We start from the raw sequence: 19,451 nt of genomic DNA on the forward strand, positions 1-19,451 counted from the left end.
GTTAAGACAGCGTATGCATGTGAGGCTCTTCTGCTCAAGAGGCAACTCGGGAAATTATCCTGTGCGACCCCCAGCTCCACCGGAAGTCTTCCGGTAACGCACGGTGGAATCCACCAGTCCGCCTAGTAGTTGGAGTATCGGACCGGGCTCCGCCTGCGCCACGAAAAAAACCGGGCGCCGCGGGTCCGGCCGCCGCTCAGGCCCGGACGGCGGCGCGCTCCGGACGGAAGTGCGGGATGACCTTCTCCCCCCACTGCCGCAGCGTGTCCAGGCAGGCCTCCTGCGGCACCGTGCCCATCCGGACCAGGCACATCACCTCGTCCGCGCCCGCCGCGCGCAGCCGCTCGACGTACGTGACGGCCTCCTCCGCGCTCCCGTGGGCGTGGTCGGCGTTGAAGGTGGCCGTCGAGGCCGGCCGCACCGGGATGTCCTGCGTGCAGCCGGGCCGCCACCTGCTCGGCGGTCACCGCCCGCCTCCCCGCGACGGCCTCCGGACCGGGCGAGGCCCATCACCAGGGCGCCGACTGCACGCCAGGCGGCGGATGGGGGCGCCGCGCCGGGCGCGGCAGGATCGGGTGCGGGCCGATGTCCAGCAGCTCGCCGTGGTGCTCCGGTGCGGTCGCGGCCCACCCCGCAGAGCGAGGTCTCCGCTCGGCCACGCGTACCGGGTGGCCGAAGCGGAAGGGCATGCACACGACACCATGGCCGATGCGTATGGTGTTCGTCCTGGCCGCGACGAAGCTCAGGAAGACCTCCGGCGCGCTCATCTGGCGTACCAGTTCAGCGAGTGGTGCTCGACGGCCCGGATCCGGTCGAATCCCATGCGTTCGGCGAGGACCGCCTGCTCCACGCAGTCACGGTGACCTGGTGCTCGCGCTCCACGGTGGGACCGGCCGGCTGAGCCTCGAAGATCACGGAGAATTTCACGATGCCTCCAGGAATGCGTCCCGCACCCGGCCTTGCTTCGATCAGAAATATGGCGAGTAGTCAGGCCTTGAAGAAGCAGGACCTTCCGCCGACCGCCTGGGCGGTGCTCGGTCTGCTGTCGTTCCCCGGCGAACGGACGGGCTACGAGCTGAAGAAGTGGGCGGACTCCTCCCTGCGCTTCTTCTACTGGTCGCCCGCCATCAGCCAGATCTACGCCGAACTGCGCCGCCTGGAGGACCTGGGGTACGCGGCCTCCGTGCGCTCGGGGCCCGAGGAGGCCCGCGCCAAGCGGCGGTACGCCATCACCGCGGCGGGTCGCGAGGCCCTCTCCGGCTGGGCCTCCGACACGACGGAAGCCGGACCTCCGGTCCTCAAACACGGGCTGCTGCTGCGCATCTGGCTGGGGCACCTGGCCGATCCCGAGCGGCTGCGCGCGATGGTCGAGGACCACGTCGAGCGGACCCGGGGCGAGCTGGCCGCCGTGCGCGAGGCGAGGAAGCACGCGGCGGACGTACCGGAATGGGCCTTTCCGGTCCTCGCGCTGCGCTGGAGCGAGCGGCAGCACCTGGCCGAGCTGGACCTCGCCGGCGCCCTGCTCACCGACCTGCGCGAGGCCGGGATCCGGGCCGCCGGGGCCGGCCGGGGAGCCCCCGCGACCGGCGGGCGGGCCCCGCGGACGGCCGCCCGTCAAGGCGGCGGGGACGCGCCCACGCAGGGGTGACGCGGCACGGCGCCCCCGGCCCCGCGCGCGGCGCACGCCCCTGGCGGGAAGCGGCCGGAGGGCTTCCGCGGGACCCCGCACGACCGGTCCCATCCCGACCGGGGCGCACTAGCATGCGTCCTCACCGCGCGCGGCCGGTCGGGACACCGCGACCGCGCGGGGAGCCGCCCTCGACGGAAGCGAGAGAACCTTGACTTTCCTCACCATCGGTCACCGCGGGGTCATGGGTGTCGAGCCGGAGAACACCCTGCGGTCGTTCGTCCGCGCCGAACGCTGCGGGATGGACGTCATCGCGCTGGACGTCCGCCTCAGCAAGGACGGCGCCCTCGTGGTGCTGCACGACGCCGAGGTGGACCGCACCACGAACGGCGCGGGTGCCGTCGCCGACCTGACCCTGGCCGAGCTGCGCGAACTGGACGCGGGCCAGGGCGAGCGGGTGCCGGTCCTGGACGAGGTCCTGGAGGCCGTCCGGCTCCCGCTCCAGGTGTCGGTGCAGGACCGGGCCGCCGCGACGGCGCTCGCGGAGCTCATCGTGCGCCGGGACCTGGCCGCCCGGGTGGAGGTGGCCTCCGGTGACGGCGACGTGCTCGCGACGGTCGCCCGGCACGCCCCCGGGGTGCGGACCGCCCTGCACCCGAGGCGGCCCGGGGCGGCCGCCGAGGACCTGGTGGACCTCGCCCTGGCGGCGGGTGCCCGCACCGTGGCCCTGGACATCCGCCGGCTCACCCTGGAAACGGTGGAGGCGGCCCACGCGGCGGGGCTGCGGGTGACGGGCTGGACGGTCAACACCCTGGACCAGCTGCGGCTGGCCCGGGCCCTGCAACTCGACGGTGCCGCCACCGACTTCCCGGAGATCCGCAGCACCGGCCGGTTCACCGCCTGAGCGGCCCGGGCGGGACCCGTGGACCTCAGAGGTCCTTGACGAGCAGCTCGAAGGCCAGGTCGTCGCGGAGCGGGACGCCGAAGCGCTCGTCACCGTAGGGGAAGGGGCTCAGCTCGCCCGTGCGCCGGTAGCCCCGGCGCACGTAGTAGGCGATGAGCTCCTCCCGTACGTTCACCACGGTCATCCGCATCTCCTTCGCGCCCCAGGCCTCGCGGGCCCGGCGCTCCGCCTCGGCCAGGACCTCCTTGCCGAGACCGGCGCCCTGGAGCCCGGGACGCACGGCGAACATGCCGAAGTAGGCGTGGTCGCCGCGGTGTTCGAGCTGACAGCAGGCGACGAGTTCGCCCGCGCGCTCGACCACCAGCAGGATGCCGTCCGGGTCCGCGATGATCGCGCCGACGCCCTCCGGGTCGGTGCGCTGCCCGTCCAGGAAGTCCGCCTCCGTCGTCCAGCCGGCCCGGCTGGCGTCGCCCCGGTAGGCGGACTCGACGAGCGCCACCAGATCCGGTACGTCCGCCTCCACGGCGCTGCGGAAACTCGGGGCGGCGGGCTGGGCGGTGGACATCGGGCGCTCCGTTCGTCGCGGCGGCATATGACATGCCTGGTACGGCACGCAGAGCCTAACCCGGGCCGGCGTGAGGGCGGCGCGAGCAGGGAATCCCTTCTGCGACGCCGACGAACCGGGAGGTTCCGCCGTGCACGGATCCGCGATGCCGCTCACCCTTGCCTGGATGCTCGTGGCACTGTGCGCCGCCACCGGCGGGTACTGCCTGCTGCGGGCGCGCAGAGCGGACCGGCGTACGCGCGGGGCGGCCGTGGGCGAGGTGGTGATGGGCTTCGGGATGGCGGCGATGGCCGTCCCCGCGGGCATCGGGCCGTGGGGCCCGCGGGCCCTGCTGGCCGTCTTCGCCGCAGCGGCGGTGCACGCGCTGTGGCTGCTGCGCGGCGGGGTGCACCACGCGCACCACCTGGTGGGTTCGCTGGCGATGGCGTACATGGCACTGGCGATGGCCGTCGGGCACGGACACGGACGGGCCGGGCTGCCGGCGGTGACGGGGGCGCTGCTCGTGTACTACGCCGGGTACGTGCTGCTCGGCGGGGCACGGCTGCTGACGGCGGGCGGCGGGACACGGCCGGTGGCCGTGGCGCCGGACGGGGGCGGCGGGGACGCGGGCGGGACCGGGGACCTGACGCGCGCCTGCCGACTGGCCATGGGCACGGGGATGTTGGCGATGCTGCTGGCCATGTGAACCCCGGGGCCGGGGCGTCGGGCGGGCGGGACGTGTCCTGCGTCACCAATGGCCCGGGCCCGTACCCGTGGGCGGCGCCGCGCTCATAGGCTGGCGGACATGATGGTCTCCGCCGCTCTCCTGATGCTCGGCGCACTGACCGCGGTGCTCGCGCCCCGCCTGCTGGCCCGGGCGCGGTGGCCCGAGCGCGAACCGGTGGTCGCGCTGTGGGTGTGGCAGTGCGTGGTGGCCGCGACCCTGCTGTGCCTGGGGCTGTCGATGCTGCTGAGCGCGGCGGCCGCCTGGCAGGCGGTTCGGGGCCGGCTGTTCTCCGTGGCCCCGCACGGGGTCGTCGACGCGTACGCGCTGGGGGCGGAGGGCGGCGCCTGGGCCGCGGGCACGGCGCTGGCACTGGCCGGCGGCGGGCTGTGGACCGGGGCGATGCTCGTGCGGGAGGTGCTGCGGGCACGGTCGGGGCGGCGCGCCCGGGGGGCCGAACTCCTGGTGCGGGCCCCGCTGATGCCCGGGGAGGACCCGGCCGCCGCGCGGCTGGTGGTCCTGGAGGGTCCGCGTCCGGAGGCGTGGTGGCAGCCGGGGGCGGCGCCGCGGCTGGTGGTGACGACGGCGGCGCTGGGCCGGCTCAAGGGCAGCCAGCTGGACGCGGTGCTGGCGCACGAGCAGGGGCACGTGGCCGCCCGGCACGACTGGCTGCTGCACTGCTCGCGGGCGCTGGCGCAGGGGTTCCCGCAGGTGCCGGTGTTCGCCGCGTTCGAGGCGGAGATGCACCGGCTGGTCGAGCTGGCGGCCGACGACGTGGCCTCGCGGCGCTACGGGCGGCTGACGGTGGCCCTGGCCCTGGTCGGGCTGAACGAGGACCGGGGCGTCTTCGGCCCGTGCGGGCCCGAGCAGGCGCACGTCCCGCAGCGGGTGCGGCGTCTGCTGTCGGCCGCGCCGCGCCTGTCGCCGGCCCGCCGGCTGCGGCTGGCGGCGATGGCCGCGCTGGTCCCGGCGGTGCCGCTGCTGGTGGCCTTCGGGCCGGGTCTGAGCGCGCTGGCCTAGGTGAGCGGCCCCGTGCTGACAGGATCGGGGGCATGCGGAACACGTGGCTGTCGAGGGCCGGGGTGGGCTGCGCACTGCTCGCGGCCGCGCTGACCCTCCTGGTGGGGGCGGGCTGGCCGCCCCTGATCGCGTACGACGACCTGGTCGCCCGGGGCCTGCACCCGTACGCGGTGGCCCATGACGGGGTCACGGGGGTCGTGCGGGTCCTCTCGGACTGGGTCTGGGACCCGTGGACGATGCGCGCCCTGGCGGCCCTGGCCTGTCTGTGGCTGTGGCGGCGCGGGGACCGCTCGCGGGCGGTCCGGGTGGGCGGGGCGGCACTGGTGGCCTCGGGGGTGCAGCAGGGCCTGAAGGCCCTGCTGGGGCGCGCCCGTCCGGTGTGGCCGGATCCGGTCGACTCGGCGTACTACGCGGCCTATCCGTCGGGGCACGCGATGACGGCCACGGTGGTGTGCGGGCTGCTGCTGTGGCTGCTGCCGGCGAGGACTCCGCGCGGGGTGGTGGCCGCGGCCTGGGCGGTGGCCGTCGTGTCGGTGGTCGGGGTGGGCTTCACCCGGCTCTACCTGGGCGTGCACTGGTTCACGGACGTGCTCGCGGGCTGGCTGCTGGGGGTGGCCGTGGTGTCGCTGGCGACGTTCCGGCATGCCTGCTCGAGGCGATCCCCCGCGTCGCCCCGAGCAGACGGTCCCGCGCGCTGAGTATATTGGCTCAGAGCCAGTCAACGCAGGAGTAAGCATGTCCCCGCGCAGCGCATCGGTCAATGAAGAATTGCGCAGACGTTCCCGGGAGCGGCTGTTGCAGGCGACGGTCGAACTGGTCGCCGAGCGCGGTTACGAGGCCACGAAGCTCGGCGACATCGCCGACCGCGCGGGCGCGGCGCGCGGCCTGGTCTCGTATTACTTCCCCGGCAAGCGCCAGCTGTTCCAGTCCGCCGTGCACCGGCTGATGCACCTGACCCTGGAAGCCGCCCTGGAGCGCGAACCCCGCAGCGAGGACGGCCGGGAGCGGCTGGCCCGGGCGATCGACGCGGTCCTGGGGCTGGCCCGGGACCATCCCCGGCTGATGCGGACGCACATGGGCGGCATCCTCCAGGCGGAGGGGTTCATCCAGTGCCCGGAGCAGCAGCGCCTGGCGGAGCTGCTGCGGGACACCGTCGACCGGTACGGCTCGGCGGACGTGGACACGGACTACCCGCTGCTGCGGGCGCTGCTGATGGGGGCGGTGGTCGCGGTGCTGCTGCCGGGGGCGCCGATGCCGGCGGCCCGGCTGCGGGCGGAGCTGTTCCAGCGGTACGGGCTGGACTGGGATCTGGGGGTCCCGCCGGACGGGGGGCCGCCCGGCGGAACGATTCCCCGCTGAGCCGGGTGACGGTCAGCGGTACTCGGGCTGGCTCTGCACGTTGAGCCGCTCCATCCGTACCCACTTGGCGCTCTCGGTGCGCCAGTCGTCGATCCTGAGCACGTCGAGGCCCTTGGCGATGTCGTTCGAGTAGATGTGGCCGTTGTAGTAGTACGCGGACCACGAGCCGCCGAGGCCCAGCTTGTCGGTGGTCAGCGGGCCGCGCTCGAAGTAGCCGATCTCCTTGGGGGCCGCGGAGTCGGTGAAGTCCCAGACGGAGACGCCGCCCTGGTACCAGGCCTGGACCATGATGTCGCGCCCGCCGCCGACCGGGACCAGCGAGCCGTTGTGGGCGACGCAGTTCTCGGTGTCGGCCTGGTGCCGCGGGATCTTGAAGTAGCTCCTGAAGACCAGCCGGCGCTGGTCGCCGCGGCCGGTGATGTCGTAGATCCCGTCGGCGCCCCGGTCGGGTCCGGTGGCCTCGTTGCAGGTGGCGCCGCCACCGCCGCCGAGCTCGTCGGTGAACACCACCTTGTCGGCCCGCTCGTTGAAGGTCGCCGAGTGCCAGAACGCGAAGTTGACGTTGTCCTGGACGCGGTCGATGACCTTCGGCCGCTCCGGCTCGCTGATGTCGAAGAGGATGCCGTCGCCCATGCAGGCGCCGGCGGCCAGGTCCTTGGACGGCAGCACGGTGATGTCGTGGCAGCCGGTGGTCTTGGAGACCCCCGGGTTGGTCGGCGCGCCCGGGTTGCCGCCGTCCGGGAAGAGGACCGGGAAGCCGACGACGGCGGCCCGGGCCGGGGCCTTCTTCGGGACCTTGATCACGGAGATGCCGTCGTGCGGCGGCTTGCAGTCCGGGAAGGCCTCGTTGGGCGAGTACGAGGAGACGTAGACGTAGATGTCGCGGCCGCCGGGCACCAGGGTGTGGGTGTGGGACCCGCAGGCGGTCTCGACGGACTTCACGTACTTGGGGTTCCGCTTGTCCTTGATGTCGAAGATCTTGATGCCCTCCCAGGAGGACTTCTCCGTCGCGGGCTGCGAGACGCTGTTGCAGGAGTCGTCGCTGCGGGAGGAGTCGGTGGAGAGGAAGAGCAGGTCACCGGAGACCGAGACGTCGTTCTGGCCGCCCGGGCACAGGACCTGGGTGACGACCTTGGGCGACCTGGGGTCGGCGATGTCGTAGATGGTGAAGCCGTCGTAGCTGCCGGCGTAGGCGTAGTCGCCCTGGAACGCCAGGTCGGTGTTGATCCCGGCCGGGTTGGCGCCGGGGACGTTGGCCAGGTGCCTGATGTTGGCGCTGTGCACGATCTCGTCCTGGCCGGGGATCTCCCCGGGGGCGAGTTCGCGGCCTTGGGCGGGCCCGGCGTCCTGCCGGGCTCCGGGGCCCGGGGTGAGGTCGCCCGGGTCGGGGGTGGCGGCCGCCGGTCCGGCGGCCAGGAGGGTGGTGAGGAGTCCGGCGGCGGCCAGGGCCGCCCCCAGACTCCGGTGGCGCACTCTGACGCTGTGGAGCAGGGTCACTGTGCCTCCCGTGGGGGCCCGTACGTTTCGCTCCTGCTGGGAACGGAACCTGGACCCCGGCAGTATCGTGCTTTTCATGGACATGGCAAATGCATTAGTCGGCCGATTCCTGGGGGCGGCGCTGACCGCCGGCCTCCTCCTCACCGTCACCGGCTGCCAGGACGACGACGCGGGCGCGCGGGCCGCGGGCGACGGCGGGCCCGTGATCGTCGCCCCCGGCGCACCGGGGGGCCCGGCCCGCACCCTCTCCCCCGAACAGGCCGCGAAGGAACGCCCCGACGACAGCCCCAACGCGGCCGACCACGCGTACGTGCGGCGCATGACCGAACACCACCGGCAGGCCCTCACGATGAGCGCCCTCGCCCCCGGGCGGGCCTCGGCGGAAGGGGTCAGACGGCTCGCAGAGCGGATCGCGGCCGCGCAGCGGCCCGAGATCGGGGCCATGGAGAAGTGGCTCTCCCGGTACCCGGCGCCGGGCGGCGGCACCGGCGAGCACGAGCACGGCGCCATGCCCGGCATGGCGACGGAGCAGCAGCTGGCGGAGCTGACGGCCGCGAAGGGGGCCGACTTCGACCGGCTCTTCCTGAGGATGATGACCGCCCACCACGAGGGGGCCCTGAAGATGGCCGGCGAGGCGCTGGCCCGGGGCAACAACGCCGCCGTGGAGGAGATGGCGAACGAGGTCGTGGCCACCCAGAGCGCCGAGATCGAGCGGATGCGCGCCCTGGGCTGACGGGCCGGGGGCCCGGTGGCATGCTGGGGAGCACCTTGCGGGAGGAGTACCGCCGTGCTTCGTGTCGCCGTCGTCGGTTCGGGCCCCAGCGGGGTCTACGCCGCTCAGACGCTGGTCCAGCAGCGGGAGGTGCCGGGCGTGCGCGTCGACGTACTGGACCGGCTGCCGGCCCCGTACGGCCTGGTGCGGTACGGGGTGGCCCCCGACCACGAGAAGATCAAGTCGCTGACCGGAAACCTGCGATCGGTGCTGGAGGACGACCGCATCCGTTTCCTCGGCAACGTGGAGGTGGGCGGCGAGGGCCTGCCGACCGGGCGGCTGCTGGAGCTGTACCACGCGGTGGTGTACTGCGTGGGCGCCGCGCGCGACCGGATGCTCGGCATCCCCGGCGAGGAGCTGGCCGGGGTGCACTCGGCGACGGCCTTCGTGTCCTGGTACAGCGGCCATCCCGACGCCGGCTCCTTCGACCTCGGCGGGGTCCGCTCGGCCGTGGTCGTCGGCGCCGGCAACGTCGCGGTGGACGTGACGCGGATCCTGGCCCGGGGCGTGCCCGAGCTGGAGCCCACCGACATGCCGCAGCCCGCGCTGGGCGCGCTCGCGCAGAGCGGGGTGCGGACGGTGACGATGGTGGCCCGGCGCGGGCCCTCGCAGGCCAAGTTCACCACCAAGGAGCTCCGCGAACTGGGCACGCTGCCCGGGGTCGGCACCCGGGTGGAGCCCGCCGAGCTGGCCCTCGACCCGGCGTACGCGGGCGGGGCGGCGCCGCCGCTGCCGGCGGTGGCCCGGCGCAACCTGGAGGTGCTCCGCGGCTGGGCCGGTGCCGGGCCGGACGGCGCGGCCGCGGCGCGGGAGATCCGGCTGCGCTTCTACCTGAGGCCGGTGGAGGTGCTGGGCGGGCCCGGCGGCCGGGTCCGCGGGCTCCGCTTCGAGCGGACGGCCCCGGACGGCCGGGGCGGGGTGACCGGGACGGGCGCGTACGAGGACGTCGAGGCCCAGCTGGTGCTGCGCTCGGTGGGGTACCTGGGGGTGCCGCTGCCGGGCCTGCCCTTCGACGCCGCCACCGGCACCGTGCCGCACGCGGCGGGACGGGTGGTGCGCGGGGGCCGGGCCTCGGTGGGCGAGTACGTGGCGGGCTGGATCAAGCGCGGTCCGACCGGGGTGATCGGCACCAACCGCCCGTGCGCCAAGGAGACGGTGTCCTCGCTGCTCCAGGACGCCGGGGCGCTGGCCCGGCGCGAGCTGCCCGGAGACCCGCTGGACGCCCTGCGCGCCGCGGGCCTGCGCCCGGTGGAGTGGCCGGGCTGGCTGTCGATCGAGGCCGCGGAGGAGGCCCTGGGCCGCTCCCTGGGCCGCCGCTCGGTGAAGATCCCGGACTGGGCGGGTCTGCGCTCGGCGGCCGGCGTCGCGTAGGGCTGCCGGCGTCGCGTAGGGCGGCCGACGTCCCCGGAACCGGCCGGGTACCGGTCCCGGAGGCCGGCGCTAGGACGCGTCCGAAGGCGGCGCCGGCTCGGCGGCGGCGGCCGTCAGGATGCTGTCCAGGAGGCCCGGGAAGCGGGCTTGGAGGTCGTCGCGGCGCAGGCCGTTCATCTTCGCCGTCCCACGGTAGGTCTGGCGTACGACGCCGCTCTCGCGCAGGACCCGGAAGTGGTGGGTGGTCGTGGACTTGGTGACCGGCAGGACGAAGTCGGAACAGGCCAGTTCGGTGTCCGTGGAGGCGAGTTCACGGACGATGGACAGCCGCATCGGGTCGGAGAGGGCGTGCAGGACGTCCTCCAGCCGGATCTCCCGCGGCTCGGGGTGGGCGAGGGCTCGGGCCGTGTCGCGTTCCGTCATGTCCTGCTCCGCTCGTTCGGCTCGCTGCGGACCCCATCGTACGAGAAGTGTCGTAGGAAGGAGGGGGGTGCGGCGCGAAGGGGCCGGTGCCCGCCCGCGCCGCACCCGGGGTCACCAGCTGCGGTGGTACTGGTCCGGCGTGGGGATCTCCGCGCCCAGCTCGGCGGCCGCGCGGCGGGCCCAGTAGGGGTCGCGCAGCAGCTCGCGGCCGAGGAGGACGGCGTCCGCCTCGCCGTTGGCGAGGATCTTCTCGGCCTGCTCCGGTTCGGTGATCAGGCCGACCGCGGCGACCGGAAGGGTGGTCTCCGCCTTGACGCGGGCGGCGAAGGGCACCTGATACCCGGGGCCGGCCGGGATCCTGACGTGCGGGGCGAGCCCGCCGGTGGAGACGTCGAGCAGGTCCACGCCGTGCTCCTGGAGCAGCCGGGCCAGCCGGACCGTCTCGTCGGCGGTCCAGCCGTCCTCCTCCAGCCAGTCGGTGGCGGAGATCCGGAAGAACAGCGGGAGTTCCTCGGGCCACACCGCCCGCACCGCGTCGACGACTTCGAGGGCGAAGCGGGTGCGGTTCTCGAACGAGCCGCCGTAGGAGTCGGTGCGCCTGTTGCTGTGCGGGGACAGGAACTCGCCGATGAGGTAGCCGTGGGCGCCGTGGATCTCGAGGACCTCGTAGCCGGCCTCGAGGGCGCGTCCGGCGGCGGCCGCGAACTGGCCGGTGATCTCGTGGATCCGCTCGGTCGTCAGCTCGTGCGGCACCGGGTGCCCCTCGTCGAACGGCACGGCGCTCGGCGCGACGGGCTGCCAGCCGTGGCCCTCGGGGCCGACGGGGCGGCCGCCCTTCCAGGTGCGGTCGGTGGAGGCCTTGCGCCCGGCGTGGCCGATCTGGATGCCGGGGACGGCTCCCTGGGACTTGACGAAGGCGGTGATCCGGCGGAGCGCCTCGACCTGGGTGTCGTTCCAGATGCCGAGGTCGTAGGGGCTGATGCGGCCCTCCGGCGCTACGGCGGTGGCCTCCTGGATGATCAGGCCGGTGCCGCCGGTGGCCCGGGCCGCGTAGTGCGCGAAGTGCCACTCCAGCGCCACGCCCGCGTTCGGGCCGAAGGCCTCGGCGCTGTACTGGCACATCGGCGCCATCCAGACGCGGTTCGGGAGGGTGACCGAACGGAGGGTGTAGGGCTGGAACAGGGCGGCGAAGGCGGCGGGTGCGGCACTCATGAGCTCTCCAGGTATCACCGGACGGGCGCCGGAACCGGCGCCAAGTACGAGGAACACCGTACTACGAAATTTCTCGTAGTACGAGACCTCTCGTATGAATGATTCGGGGATCGAACGGGGCTTCGACGGCCCGGTCTGCCGGACCGCGGCCCGCGGGCGGGTGCAGACTGGCTGGAAAGCTGCCGTGAGGGACAACGACGTCCGGAGGTGTCGGCCATGACCGACGTGGTACTGCTCGCGGGGACCCGCAAGGGCCTCTTCATCGGCCGCCGCCGGGACGGCGGCCCCTGGGAGTTCGACGGTCCGCACTTCAACGCCCAGGCCGTCTCGGCGGTCGCCGTCGACACCCGGGGGCCGGCGCCCCGGCTGCTGGTGGGCGGGGACAGCGCGCACTGGGGGCCGTCCGTCTTCAGCTCGGACGATCTGGGCACGACCTGGCACGAGCCCGCCGCGCCCGCCGTCAGGTTCCCCAAGGACACCGGCGCCTCCCTCGAGCGGGTCTGGCAGCTGCACCCGGCCGGTCCGGAGGCTCCCGACGTGGTCTACGCCGGGACCGAGCCCGCCGCGCTCTTCCGCTCGGCCGACCGGGGCGAGTCCTTCGAGCTGGTCCGGCCGTTGTGGGAGCACCCGACCCGCTCGGAATGGGTGCCGGGCGGCGGTGGTGAGGGCCTGCACACCGTGATCACCGACCCGGCCGACCCGGCCGCCGTGACGGTGGCGGTGTCCACCGCCGGGGTGTTCCGCACCCGGGACGGAGGGGCGAGCTGGGAGCCGTCCAACCGCGGGGTCTCCGCGGTGTTCCTGCCGGATCCGGATCCGGAGTTCGGCCAGTGCGTCCACAAGATCGCCCAGGACGCCGCGGACCCCGGCCGGCTCTACCTCCAGAACCACTGGGGGGTCTACCGCAGCGACGACGCGGGCGCCCGGTGGACCGACATCGGCGCCGGGCTGCCCTCCGACTTCGGCTTCGCGGTGGCCGCCCACCCGCACCGCCCGGACACCGCGTACGTCTTCCCGCTGAACGCCGACTCCGACCGGGTGCCGGCGGAGCACCGCTGCCGGGTCTTCCGCACCCGGGACGCCGGAGCGACGTGGGAACCGCTCGCGAAGGGGCTGCCGGCCGGCGACCACTACGGCACCGTCCTGCGCGACGCCCTGTGCACCGACGACGCCGATCCCGCGGGCGTCTACTTCGGCAACCGCAACGGCGAGCTGTACGCCAGTCACGACGACGGCGACAGCTGGCAGCTGCTGGCCGAGCACCTGCCGGACGTGCTCTGCGTACGGGCCGCCGTACTGCGCTGAGCGGCGGCCGGCTGTCGGTGTGGGCCAGTAGAGTGATCACCCATGGCAGCACGACCGTTGAACGAGATCGTCGAGCCGGGCTGGGCCCGGGCTCTGGAGCCGGTGGCGGGGCAGATCGCCGCCATGGGCGACTTCCTGCGCGCCGAGATCGCGGCAGGCAGGACCTACGTCCCGTCGGGGGCGAACGTGCTGCGCGCGTTCCAGCAGCCCTTCGACGAGGTGAAGGTGCTGATCGTCGGGCAGGACCCCTACCCGACGCCGGGACACGCCATGGGGCTGTCCTTCTCGGTCGCCCCGGACGTGAGCCCGTGGCCGCCCAGCCTCGACAACATCTTCCGCGAGATGCACGCGGACATCGGGACGGGACGGCCGCTCAACGGCGACCTCACCCCGTGGACCCGGCAGGGCGTGCTGCTGCTGAACCGTGCGCTCACCACCGCCCCCCGCAAGACCGGCGGCCACCGCGGCAAGGGCTGGGAGACGGTCACCGAGCAGGCGATCCGCGCCCTCGTCGCGCGCGGAAAGCCGCTGGTGTCGATCCTGTGGGGCCGCGACGCCCGCAATCTGCGCCCCCTGCTGGGCGACCTGCCGGCCGTGGAGTCCGTGCACCCCTCCCCCATGTCCGCCGCCAACGGCTTCTTCGGCTCCAGGCCGTTCAGCCGGACCAACGAGCTGCTGGCCGGCCTCGGCGCGCAGCCCGTCGACTGGCGCCTGCCGTCAGTCAGTTGAACCGTATATGATATTCAACGTACGACATTCAATGGATAAATACGGACAGATGCCACGCGAGTGGGCCCTGCCCGAACACGGGGTTCCGATAAGCCAGTAGCATGCGGCGCCATGAGCTCCCCCACTGGGCCCGCGAATGGCCTGCCCGTACGAATGCCGCGACCCCGCCAGACCGGACGGCACCGCCGGCCCGAGCCCGCGGTGGCGCCCGAGGGCGCGCCCGCGCTGGTGCTCGCCGTGCCCGGTGCCCCCTCGGCCGCCTCGCGGGGGCTCGCCGAAGAGGTCATCAGCATCGGCCGCTCCGAGCTGCCGGGCCTGGACGCCCGCATCGGCTTCCTCGAGGGCGAGGACGGCGAGGGGAGCGAGTTCCCCTCGCTGTCCGGCGTGCTGAACGCCGTCGCCCAGGAGCGGACCGCCCGGGCGGAGTTCGCCCGGGCCGCCGGTCTGGAGGTGCCCGCGCCGACCGGCCCCGACGCCGTGGTCGTGCCCCTGCTGGCCGGTCCCGACGGGGGCCTGCTGCGCCGGGTGCGCCAGGCGCTGATGGACTCCTCGGCCGCCGCCGAGCTGGCCGACGTGCTCGGCCCGCACCCGCTGCTCGCCGAAGGCCTCCACGTGCGCCTCTCGGAGGCCGGCCTGGCCCGCGCCGACCGGGCCCGGCTGTTCACCGTGGCCACCGCCGCCGACGGCATCATCCTGGCCACCACCGGTGGCGAGGAGGCCGTGCAGGCGGCCGGGATCACCGGGATGCTGCTGGCCGCCCGGCTCGCGGTGCCCGTGATCGCCGCCGCGCTGGACCAGGAGGGCTCGGTGGCGGCGGTCGCCGCCGAGCTGCGCGGTTCCGGTTCGGTCCAGCTGGCGCTGGCCCCGTACCTGATCGGCCCGGAAGCGGCCGAGGGCCTGCTGGACACGGCGTGCAAGGAGGCCGACTGCTCCACCGCCGAGGTCCTCGGGGCCTACCCGGCACTCGGCAAGCTGGCCGTCGCGCAGTACAGCGCCGCCCTGGGGATCCAGCTGGGCGCCGCGGCCCAGTAGGCCCGCACGCGGCTGAGACGAGGGCCCGCCCGGAATCGCTTCCGGGCGGGCCCTCTCCGTGCGTCCTGACGGCTCCGTTCAGGCGAAGACCACGCAGGCGGCGGCGGGGACGGCCACCGATCCGGCCCGGCGGGGGTGCCCGGTGACCGCGTCCACCTCGAACCAGGTGACGTCGCCGGACCACTCGTTGGCCACGTAGAGGCGGCGCCCTGCGGGGTCGGCGACGAGATCGCGCGGCCAGCTGCCGCCGCATGCCGTCACATCGGTGGCCTGCGGCTTCTCGGGCCCGTCGGCGAGCGAGAACGTGGCGAGGGTGTCGGTGCCGCGGACGGCGGCCCACACGAAGCGGCCGTCCGCCGAGACGGCGACCACCGAGGGGTAGGCCCGCGGGGCGTCCGGGGCGCCCTCCGGGAGGACCGGAACCTCCGAGACCGGTTCCAGCTCCCCGGCGGCCGCGTTCCAGCGGCAGACGGTCATCTGCGGCTCCAGCTCGTGCAGGACGTACACCACCTCCCCGTCGGGGTGGAACGCGAGGTGGCGGGGCCCCGATCCGGCCCTGAGCACGCTCTCGGCGTGCGGGCGCAGCTCCCCGGTGTCCGGGTCCAGGGCGCAGACCCGGACGGAGTCGGTCCCCAGGTCCACGCTCAGCACCCAGCGGCCGCTGGGGTCGGGCCGGACCTGGTGGGCGTGCGGGCCCCGCTGCCGCTCGGGGTCCGGGCCGCCGCCCCGGTGCGCGAGGACGGCCGCTGGCCCGGTGGGAGCGCCGTCGGCGTCGAGCGGCAGGCTGCTGACGCTGCCGGAGGTGTAGTTGGCGGTCAGCAGCCTGCCGCCGGCCGTGCTGAGGTGGGTGGGTCCGGCGGCTCCGACCGGCACGGGGGCCCCGAGCGCTTCGAGTCCTCCGGGTCGGGTGCGGAAGGCGAGCACGGCACCCTGGTCGGCCTCGCTGACCGCGTAGAGGACGCGGCGGTCCGGGCCGAGCGCGAGGCACGAGGGGTTCTCGGGGGTGGCGGTCACGGCGACCGGTGTCAGCGCCCCGGTGGCGGGGTCGACGGTCGCGGTGGTGATGCCGCGGCCGCCGCCCGAGGTGAAGGAGCCGATGTAGGCCAGGCCGCGTGCGGTGTGCGCGGCCCCTTCCGCACCGGTCCCGCCGGGGGCGCCGTCCCGGCCCCCCGCGCCGTTCCCGCCGTTCACGTCGTCCACAGGTCGCCCTTCCGCCGGTCCGCGCCGTCGGGGCGACCGTAACAGAAGGTCTAGACCAAGTCCCGTCCCTCGGCCCGTTCCCGCGCGCCGTCGTGGTGCACGTAGCCCGTGGAGCTGGGGGTGTCATCGTACGTGCGGTGGAAGACCGGCGTGGCGGAACCGGAGATCGGCGGGACGATCCAGGACCAGTCGGCGCCCACTTCGCGGCCCCTGCGCTCCTCCCGCTCCAGGTGTGTGAGGAAGCGCCGGGATTCGGTGTGGTGGTCCGCGATGGTGACCCCGGCCCGGTCGAAGGAGTGCAGCACGGCCCGGTTGAGCTCGACCAGCGCCCGGTCCTTCCACAGCGAACGGTCGCTGGAGGTGTCCAGGCCCAGTCTTCGGGCGACGGCGGGGAGGAGGTTGTAGCGGTCGGTGTCGGCGAGGTTGCGGGCACCGATCTCGGTGCCCATGTACCAGCCGTTGAAGGGGGCGGCGGGGTAGTGGATGCCGCCGATCTCCAGGCACATGTTGGAGATGGCCGGCACGGCGTGCCAGCGCAGACCCCAGTCGCTCCAGTCGTCGCGCTCGTCCGGGTGCCGGATGGGCACCTCCAGTACGGCGTCGGCGGGGGTGTCGAACCAGCGGGGCTTGTCGTCGACGCCCTGCACGACCAGCGGGAGGAGGTCGAAGGGGGTGCCCGCGCCGCCACGCCAGCCCAGCCCCAGGAGGGCCTCGGTGAGGGGTGCGTTGCGGGCGTCGCCCACCGTTATGGAGTGGTGGTCCCCGTAACCGGCGTAGCGCACCAGCTGCTCGCTCCAGATCAGCGGGCCGGGGCGGTCCGGGGTGTCGGGGGCGAAGACGGTGAGGGTGGGCCGGACCCTGCCGCCGTTGGTCGCCTCGCGCAGGTGCTCGAAGCATTCGGCGGCGATGTCCTCGGCGGCGGTCAGCCCGCGCCGGTCGCGGACCCGCAGGGAGTTCCAGTAGAGCCGGCCTATGCAGCGGTTGCTGTTGCGCCAGGCCACGCGGGCGCCGTGCACCAGCTCCTGCGGGGTGTGCCGGTAGGTGCCGGTCTCCGCGAGCTCGGCCCGCACGGCGGCGAGGCGGGCACGCGGATCACCGGCCTGCGGGTTCTCCCGGTGGAAGAGCCGGATGAACTCCTCGGCTGCCTCCCACACCTGAGCGGCGCTCGAGTGCTTCTGCAGAATTTCCATCCCGGGCCGTTCCCCCCTGTCCGACCAGATCCACCCTGTACGTGCCGGATGAATGTGCAATGAGCACTCACCCGTTGTACACGGGGCAGGTCAGCCGGGGGCCCCTGGCGCCTTCGGAACACTCCTCCGGGTGATCTCACTCGATCGGCCTGCGGCGAGGGGCCTTGCAGGCGTATCCTCCGCGGCATTCCGGCAAGGTGAGGACCGAGGGGCCGGAGGCGGGGTCAGCCGCAGGGGCGGCTCATGAAGAGGGCCTGCTCGCCCGCCGCCGGCGTGCCCTCGTACAGGGCGGTGTCCAGGCCGCAGAACGTGAACCCCATGCGCCGGTAGGCGTGCACGGCGGGGGCGTTGACCGAGCTGACCTCCAGCCACAGGTGCCCGGCGCCCTGTTCGCGCGCGAAGCCGGCCGCGAGCTCCATCAGGGCCCGGCCGACGCCGCGCCCCCGCCGGCCGGGGGCGACCTCGATGTCGTCGACGGTCAGGCGCCGGTTCCAGGGGGCGTAGGTGACGGTGGCGAAACCGCAGAGGGCCCCGGCGTCGACGGCGACGAAGGTGCGGGAATGCCCTTCACCGTCCTCGTCCTCGTCGCCGTCGTCGTCCGGCTCGGGCGGGAAGACCTTGCGCAGCGGCGGGTCCACCGCGACCTCGCGCAGGGCGAAGCCGAAGCCGTCCTCGGGCCGGATCACTTCGAACACGGTGGACGTGACGAAGGAACCGTCGAGGGAGGCGATCGCCTCCCGGTCCTCGGGACGGGCGGTGCGGTACTCGAACGCCGGGGCCTCTGAGTTCGTCATGATCCGACCGTACCGCCGCGCGCGGCGGGCGGTTCGGGCGGGCCGGGCGGGGCCGGCGGTTCAGTGGTCTCAGGCGGTGATGACCAGCGGGGAACGGGGGTCGGTGCGCAGGGGGGTGGCCAGGGCGACGAGGGCCTGCTCCAGCCCGTGCAGGTGGGCCAGGGCCGGTTCGGCGCCCGCGTCCCGGGCCGGGGTGCCCGGCGCGGCGGGCGCCGGAGCTCCCCCGGGTGCGGTGAGCGCCTCGACGGCGGCCTCCACCCGCCAGCAGGCGGCGGCGAGCCGGGCGTCGTGGGAGGCCTGCGGGTCGGCGGCGACCGCCGCCAGCCCGCGCACCTCCCGGGCGCAGTCGTCGAGCAGCGCCATGACCTGCCGGGCCCGGGCCTTGCGGGCGCGCAGCGGGCTCAGCGGGTGGACGAGCGGCGCGAGGGCGATCCGTGCGCGGCCCAGCAGGAGTTCCAGCTCGGCGGCGTGCGGGGCGGGGTCGGCCGCGGGGTCTCCGGCGAGGCGGTCGAGGGAGGCGGCGGTGGCGGCGCGTACGCAGTGCAGGGCCCGCTGGATCCAGGCCTCGTTGGCGCCGTGCGTGGTGACGGGGAGGATCAGCACCACGGCGAGGGCGGCGCCGAGCGCGCCGACGGCGGTCTCCTCGAAGCGCAGGAGCAGCAGCCCGGGGTGCAGTACGCCGAGGAGCCCGTAGAGCAGCCCGGCCATGACGGTGACGAAGAACATCATCCAGGAGTAGGAGGGGGCCGCCGTGTAGAAGATGCCGAAGACGCAGACGGCGACGAGGGCGGCGGTGGGGGCGGGCGCCCCGTGCAGCGGAACCGCGATGAGCAGGCCCGCGGCGATGCCGACGACGGTGCCGAGGACCCGGCGGAAGCCGCGGACCAGGGTCTCGCCGCGCGAGGCGGTGTTGACGAAGATCCACCAGGCGGTGCCCACGGCCCAGTACCAGCGGTCCTCGGACAGCACCTGGCCGACGGCGAGGGCGAAGGCGCAGGCGGCGGTGGCCTGGAAGGCCTGGCGGGTGGTGGGCCGGGCCAGGCCGGTGCCGGGCAGCGGCGGCGGGGCGGCCGCGGGGGGCGTGCGGCGCTCGATGGGCCACAGCACGAACCGCACGGCCCCGGCCGAGAGGAGCGCGAGCGCCACGGCGGCGAACAGCTCGGGCAGCTGGGCGGGGCGGGCGTGCAGGAACTGGGTGACGAAGAACATCATGAAGCCGAAGATGCCGAGGGCGTGGCCGCGCGGGCCCCAGCGGCGTGCGTAGACCCCGGCGAAGACTACGGCGAGGAAGGCGGCGTCGCGCACGGACGGCATCCCGTGCAGTCCGGTGGCCAGTGCCAGAACGGGGAAGCCGGTGGCGGGCAGCAGGGCGGTGGTCACCCGCTGGGCGCGGACGTCCGCGTCGAGGACGGTGAACAGCGCGAGCAGCGCCGCGAGGCCGCCGGTGATGGAGGCGGTCAGCGACAGCCCCGACAGTTCGGCCACGGCGACGGCGAGCCCCGTGCCGATCACCGCGCGCAGCGAGTTCCGCAGTCTGGTGCGCCCCGGATCCGGAGCGACGAACATCCTCTTCATGGCGGTGTGCCGCCCCCCTCGGAGTCACGCGCGCCGGCCCGGGCTCCGCCCGGGGGTGGTGGGCGGCGTACGGGCACGGCGAAGGCACCGCGCTCCGGACCGGCGTCGTTGCCGTCCGGCGTCGCGCGGCGCCGAAAGTACATGGATATGACACAGATAAGCATCCGGAGGGG

19 protein-coding genes and 1 pseudogene are annotated in these 19,451 nt (G+C 74.3%); 11 read left to right on the forward strand and 9 right to left on the reverse strand.

The genetic code is table 11. From position 1 onward, the window contains the following. Nucleotides 1–196: 196 nt before the first annotated feature. Nucleotides 197–927, reverse strand: a pseudogene (locus tag ACZ514_RS20835) (LLM class flavin-dependent oxidoreductase). Between the two features lie 49 nt (nt 928–976). Here ACZ514_RS20835 and ACZ514_RS20840 point away from each other — a divergent pair. Further along, entirely contained in the window at nt 977–1,648 is a 672-nt protein-coding gene (locus ACZ514_RS20840; RefSeq protein WP_469125347.1) for a PadR family transcriptional regulator, read from the forward strand. Nucleotides 1,649–1,838: 190 nt separating this feature from the next. After that, nucleotides 1,839–2,531: a glycerophosphodiester phosphodiesterase gene (locus ACZ514_RS20845; protein ID WP_468165793.1), complete on the forward strand. Its 693-nt coding sequence runs from the start codon at nt 1,839–1,841 to the stop codon at nt 2,529–2,531. Between the two features lie 25 nt (nt 2,532–2,556). Here ACZ514_RS20845 and ACZ514_RS20850 read toward each other — a convergent pair whose 3' ends face one another. Beyond that, nucleotides 2,557–3,096: a GNAT family N-acetyltransferase gene (locus ACZ514_RS20850; RefSeq protein ID WP_468165791.1), complete on the reverse strand. Its 540-nt coding sequence runs from the start codon at nt 3,094–3,096 to the stop codon at nt 2,557–2,559. A gap of 145 nt (nt 3,097–3,241) precedes the next feature. Here ACZ514_RS20850 and ACZ514_RS20855 point away from each other — a divergent pair, with 145 nt between their 5' ends. From ACZ514_RS20855 to ACZ514_RS20870, 4 genes are all read left to right on the forward strand, one after another. Next, a complete protein-coding gene (locus tag ACZ514_RS20855; RefSeq protein WP_468700304.1) occupies nt 3,242–3,781 on the forward strand; it encodes a DUF5134 domain-containing protein in 540 nt (179 codons plus the stop codon). Between the two features lie 99 nt (nt 3,782–3,880). Beyond that, nucleotides 3,881–4,819, forward strand: coding sequence for a M56 family metallopeptidase (locus tag ACZ514_RS20860; RefSeq protein WP_469125348.1), 939 nt, complete (start codon nt 3,881–3,883; stop codon nt 4,817–4,819). A 32-nt stretch (nt 4,820–4,851) separates the two neighbouring features. Further along, nucleotides 4,852–5,517, forward strand: coding sequence for a phosphatase PAP2 family protein (locus tag ACZ514_RS20865; RefSeq protein WP_468165785.1), 666 nt, complete (start codon nt 4,852–4,854; stop codon nt 5,515–5,517). Between the two features lie 37 nt (nt 5,518–5,554). Further along, nucleotides 5,555–6,178, forward strand: a complete 624-nt coding sequence (locus ACZ514_RS20870) for a TetR/AcrR family transcriptional regulator (RefSeq protein ID WP_469125349.1) — start codon at nt 5,555–5,557, stop codon at nt 6,176–6,178. Between the two features lie 12 nt (nt 6,179–6,190). On the opposite strand, the gene ACZ514_RS20875 is transcribed toward ACZ514_RS20870, so the two are convergent. Further along, nucleotides 6,191–7,675 (reverse strand): LVIVD repeat-containing protein, encoded by a 1,485-nt coding sequence (locus ACZ514_RS20875; protein WP_468165781.1) that lies wholly within the window; start codon nt 7,673–7,675, stop codon nt 6,191–6,193. 76 nt (nt 7,676–7,751) lie between these two features. Here ACZ514_RS20875 and ACZ514_RS20880 point away from each other — a divergent pair, with 76 nt between their 5' ends. Next, on the forward strand, nt 7,752–8,408 hold the full coding sequence (locus ACZ514_RS20880) for a DUF305 domain-containing protein (protein WP_468165779.1): 657 nt from the start codon (nt 7,752–7,754) through the stop codon (nt 8,406–8,408). Between the two features lie 54 nt (nt 8,409–8,462). Next, the gene (locus ACZ514_RS20885; protein WP_468165777.1) at nt 8,463–9,818 is read left to right on the forward strand and encodes an FAD-dependent oxidoreductase; all 1,356 of its coding nucleotides are present in this window, start codon (nt 8,463–8,465) and stop codon (nt 9,816–9,818) included. 69 nt (nt 9,819–9,887) lie between these two features. Here the strand turns inward: ACZ514_RS20885 and ACZ514_RS20890 are convergent, their stop codons facing one another. Together ACZ514_RS20890 and ACZ514_RS20895 are read right to left on the reverse strand one after the other, a co-directional pair. Further along, nucleotides 9,888–10,241, reverse strand: coding sequence for an ArsR/SmtB family transcription factor (locus ACZ514_RS20890; protein WP_468165774.1), 354 nt, complete (start codon nt 10,239–10,241; stop codon nt 9,888–9,890). A 111-nt stretch (nt 10,242–10,352) separates the two neighbouring features. Next, on the reverse strand, nt 10,353–11,453 hold the full coding sequence (locus tag ACZ514_RS20895) for an NADH:flavin oxidoreductase/NADH oxidase (RefSeq protein WP_469125350.1): 1,101 nt from the start codon (nt 11,451–11,453) through the stop codon (nt 10,353–10,355). A gap of 216 nt (nt 11,454–11,669) precedes the next feature. Here ACZ514_RS20895 and ACZ514_RS20900 point away from each other — a divergent pair, with 216 nt between their 5' ends. The 3 genes from ACZ514_RS20900 to ACZ514_RS20910 all read left to right on the forward strand — a co-directional run bounded on the left by ACZ514_RS20900 (nt 11,670) and on the right by ACZ514_RS20910 (nt 14,519). Continuing rightward, on the forward strand, nt 11,670–12,758 hold the full coding sequence (locus ACZ514_RS20900) for a WD40/YVTN/BNR-like repeat-containing protein (protein ID WP_469125351.1): 1,089 nt from the start codon (nt 11,670–11,672) through the stop codon (nt 12,756–12,758). A gap of 42 nt (nt 12,759–12,800) precedes the next feature. After that, a complete protein-coding gene (locus tag ACZ514_RS20905) occupies nt 12,801–13,487 on the forward strand; it encodes a uracil-DNA glycosylase (protein WP_468165765.1) in 687 nt (228 codons plus the stop codon). 111 nt (nt 13,488–13,598) lie between these two features. Continuing rightward, on the forward strand, nt 13,599–14,519 hold the full coding sequence (locus tag ACZ514_RS20910) for a sirohydrochlorin chelatase (protein ID WP_468165762.1): 921 nt from the start codon (nt 13,599–13,601) through the stop codon (nt 14,517–14,519). Nucleotides 14,520–14,597: 78 nt separating this feature from the next. Here the strand turns inward: ACZ514_RS20910 and ACZ514_RS20915 are convergent, their stop codons facing one another. The 4 genes from ACZ514_RS20915 to ACZ514_RS20930 all read right to left on the reverse strand — a co-directional run bounded on the left by ACZ514_RS20915 (nt 14,598) and on the right by ACZ514_RS20930 (nt 19,278). After that, on the reverse strand, nt 14,598–15,626 hold the full coding sequence (locus ACZ514_RS20915) for a lactonase family protein (protein ID WP_469125430.1): 1,029 nt from the start codon (nt 15,624–15,626) through the stop codon (nt 14,598–14,600). Nucleotides 15,627–15,769: 143 nt separating this feature from the next. Continuing rightward, nucleotides 15,770–16,909: a nitric oxide synthase oxygenase gene (locus tag ACZ514_RS20920; RefSeq protein WP_469125352.1), complete on the reverse strand. Its 1,140-nt coding sequence runs from the start codon at nt 16,907–16,909 to the stop codon at nt 15,770–15,772. Nucleotides 16,910–17,133: 224 nt separating this feature from the next. Continuing rightward, nucleotides 17,134–17,703, reverse strand: a complete 570-nt coding sequence (locus tag ACZ514_RS20925) for a GNAT family N-acetyltransferase (RefSeq protein ID WP_469125353.1) — start codon at nt 17,701–17,703, stop codon at nt 17,134–17,136. A gap of 69 nt (nt 17,704–17,772) precedes the next feature. Beyond that, nucleotides 17,773–19,278, reverse strand: coding sequence for an FUSC family protein (locus ACZ514_RS20930; RefSeq protein WP_468165754.1), 1,506 nt, complete (start codon nt 19,276–19,278; stop codon nt 17,773–17,775). Nucleotides 19,279–19,451 lie beyond the last annotated feature (173 nt).

It is taken from the genome of Streptomyces sp. NPDC034086 (genome assembly GCF_055575515.1).

Coding starts and splice junctions, on each gene's coding strand:
- ACZ514_RS20860 (WP_469125348.1), top strand. CDS start 3,881: ATGATGGTCTCCGCCGCTCTCCTGATGCTCGGCGCACTGACCGCGGTG.
- ACZ514_RS20855 (WP_468700304.1), top strand. CDS start 3,242: ATGCCGCTCACCCTTGCCTGGATGCTCGTGGCACTGTGCGCCGCCACC.
- ACZ514_RS20920 (WP_469125352.1), bottom strand. CDS start 16,909: ATGGAAATTCTGCAGAAGCACTCGAGCGCCGCTCAGGTGTGGGAGGCA.
- ACZ514_RS20890 (WP_468165774.1), bottom strand. CDS start 10,241: ATGACGGAACGCGACACGGCCCGAGCCCTCGCCCACCCCGAGCCGCGG.
- ACZ514_RS20910 (WP_468165762.1), top strand. CDS start 13,599: ATGAGCTCCCCCACTGGGCCCGCGAATGGCCTGCCCGTACGAATGCCG.
- ACZ514_RS20925 (WP_469125353.1), bottom strand. CDS start 17,703: ATGACGAACTCAGAGGCCCCGGCGTTCGAGTACCGCACCGCCCGTCCC.
- ACZ514_RS20840 (WP_469125347.1), top strand. CDS start 977: ATGGCGAGTAGTCAGGCCTTGAAGAAGCAGGACCTTCCGCCGACCGCC.
- ACZ514_RS20880 (WP_468165779.1), top strand. CDS start 7,752: ATGGACATGGCAAATGCATTAGTCGGCCGATTCCTGGGGGCGGCGCTG.
- ACZ514_RS20895 (WP_469125350.1), bottom strand. CDS start 11,453: ATGAGTGCCGCACCCGCCGCCTTCGCCGCCCTGTTCCAGCCCTACACC.
- ACZ514_RS20900 (WP_469125351.1), top strand. CDS start 11,670: ATGACCGACGTGGTACTGCTCGCGGGGACCCGCAAGGGCCTCTTCATC.
- ACZ514_RS20850 (WP_468165791.1), bottom strand. CDS start 3,096: ATGTCCACCGCCCAGCCCGCCGCCCCGAGTTTCCGCAGCGCCGTGGAG.
- ACZ514_RS20905 (WP_468165765.1), top strand. CDS start 12,801: ATGGCAGCACGACCGTTGAACGAGATCGTCGAGCCGGGCTGGGCCCGG.
- ACZ514_RS20930 (WP_468165754.1), bottom strand. CDS start 19,278: ATGAAGAGGATGTTCGTCGCTCCGGATCCGGGGCGCACCAGACTGCGG.
- ACZ514_RS20870 (WP_469125349.1), top strand. CDS start 5,555: ATGTCCCCGCGCAGCGCATCGGTCAATGAAGAATTGCGCAGACGTTCC.
- ACZ514_RS20865 (WP_468165785.1), top strand. CDS start 4,852: ATGCGGAACACGTGGCTGTCGAGGGCCGGGGTGGGCTGCGCACTGCTC.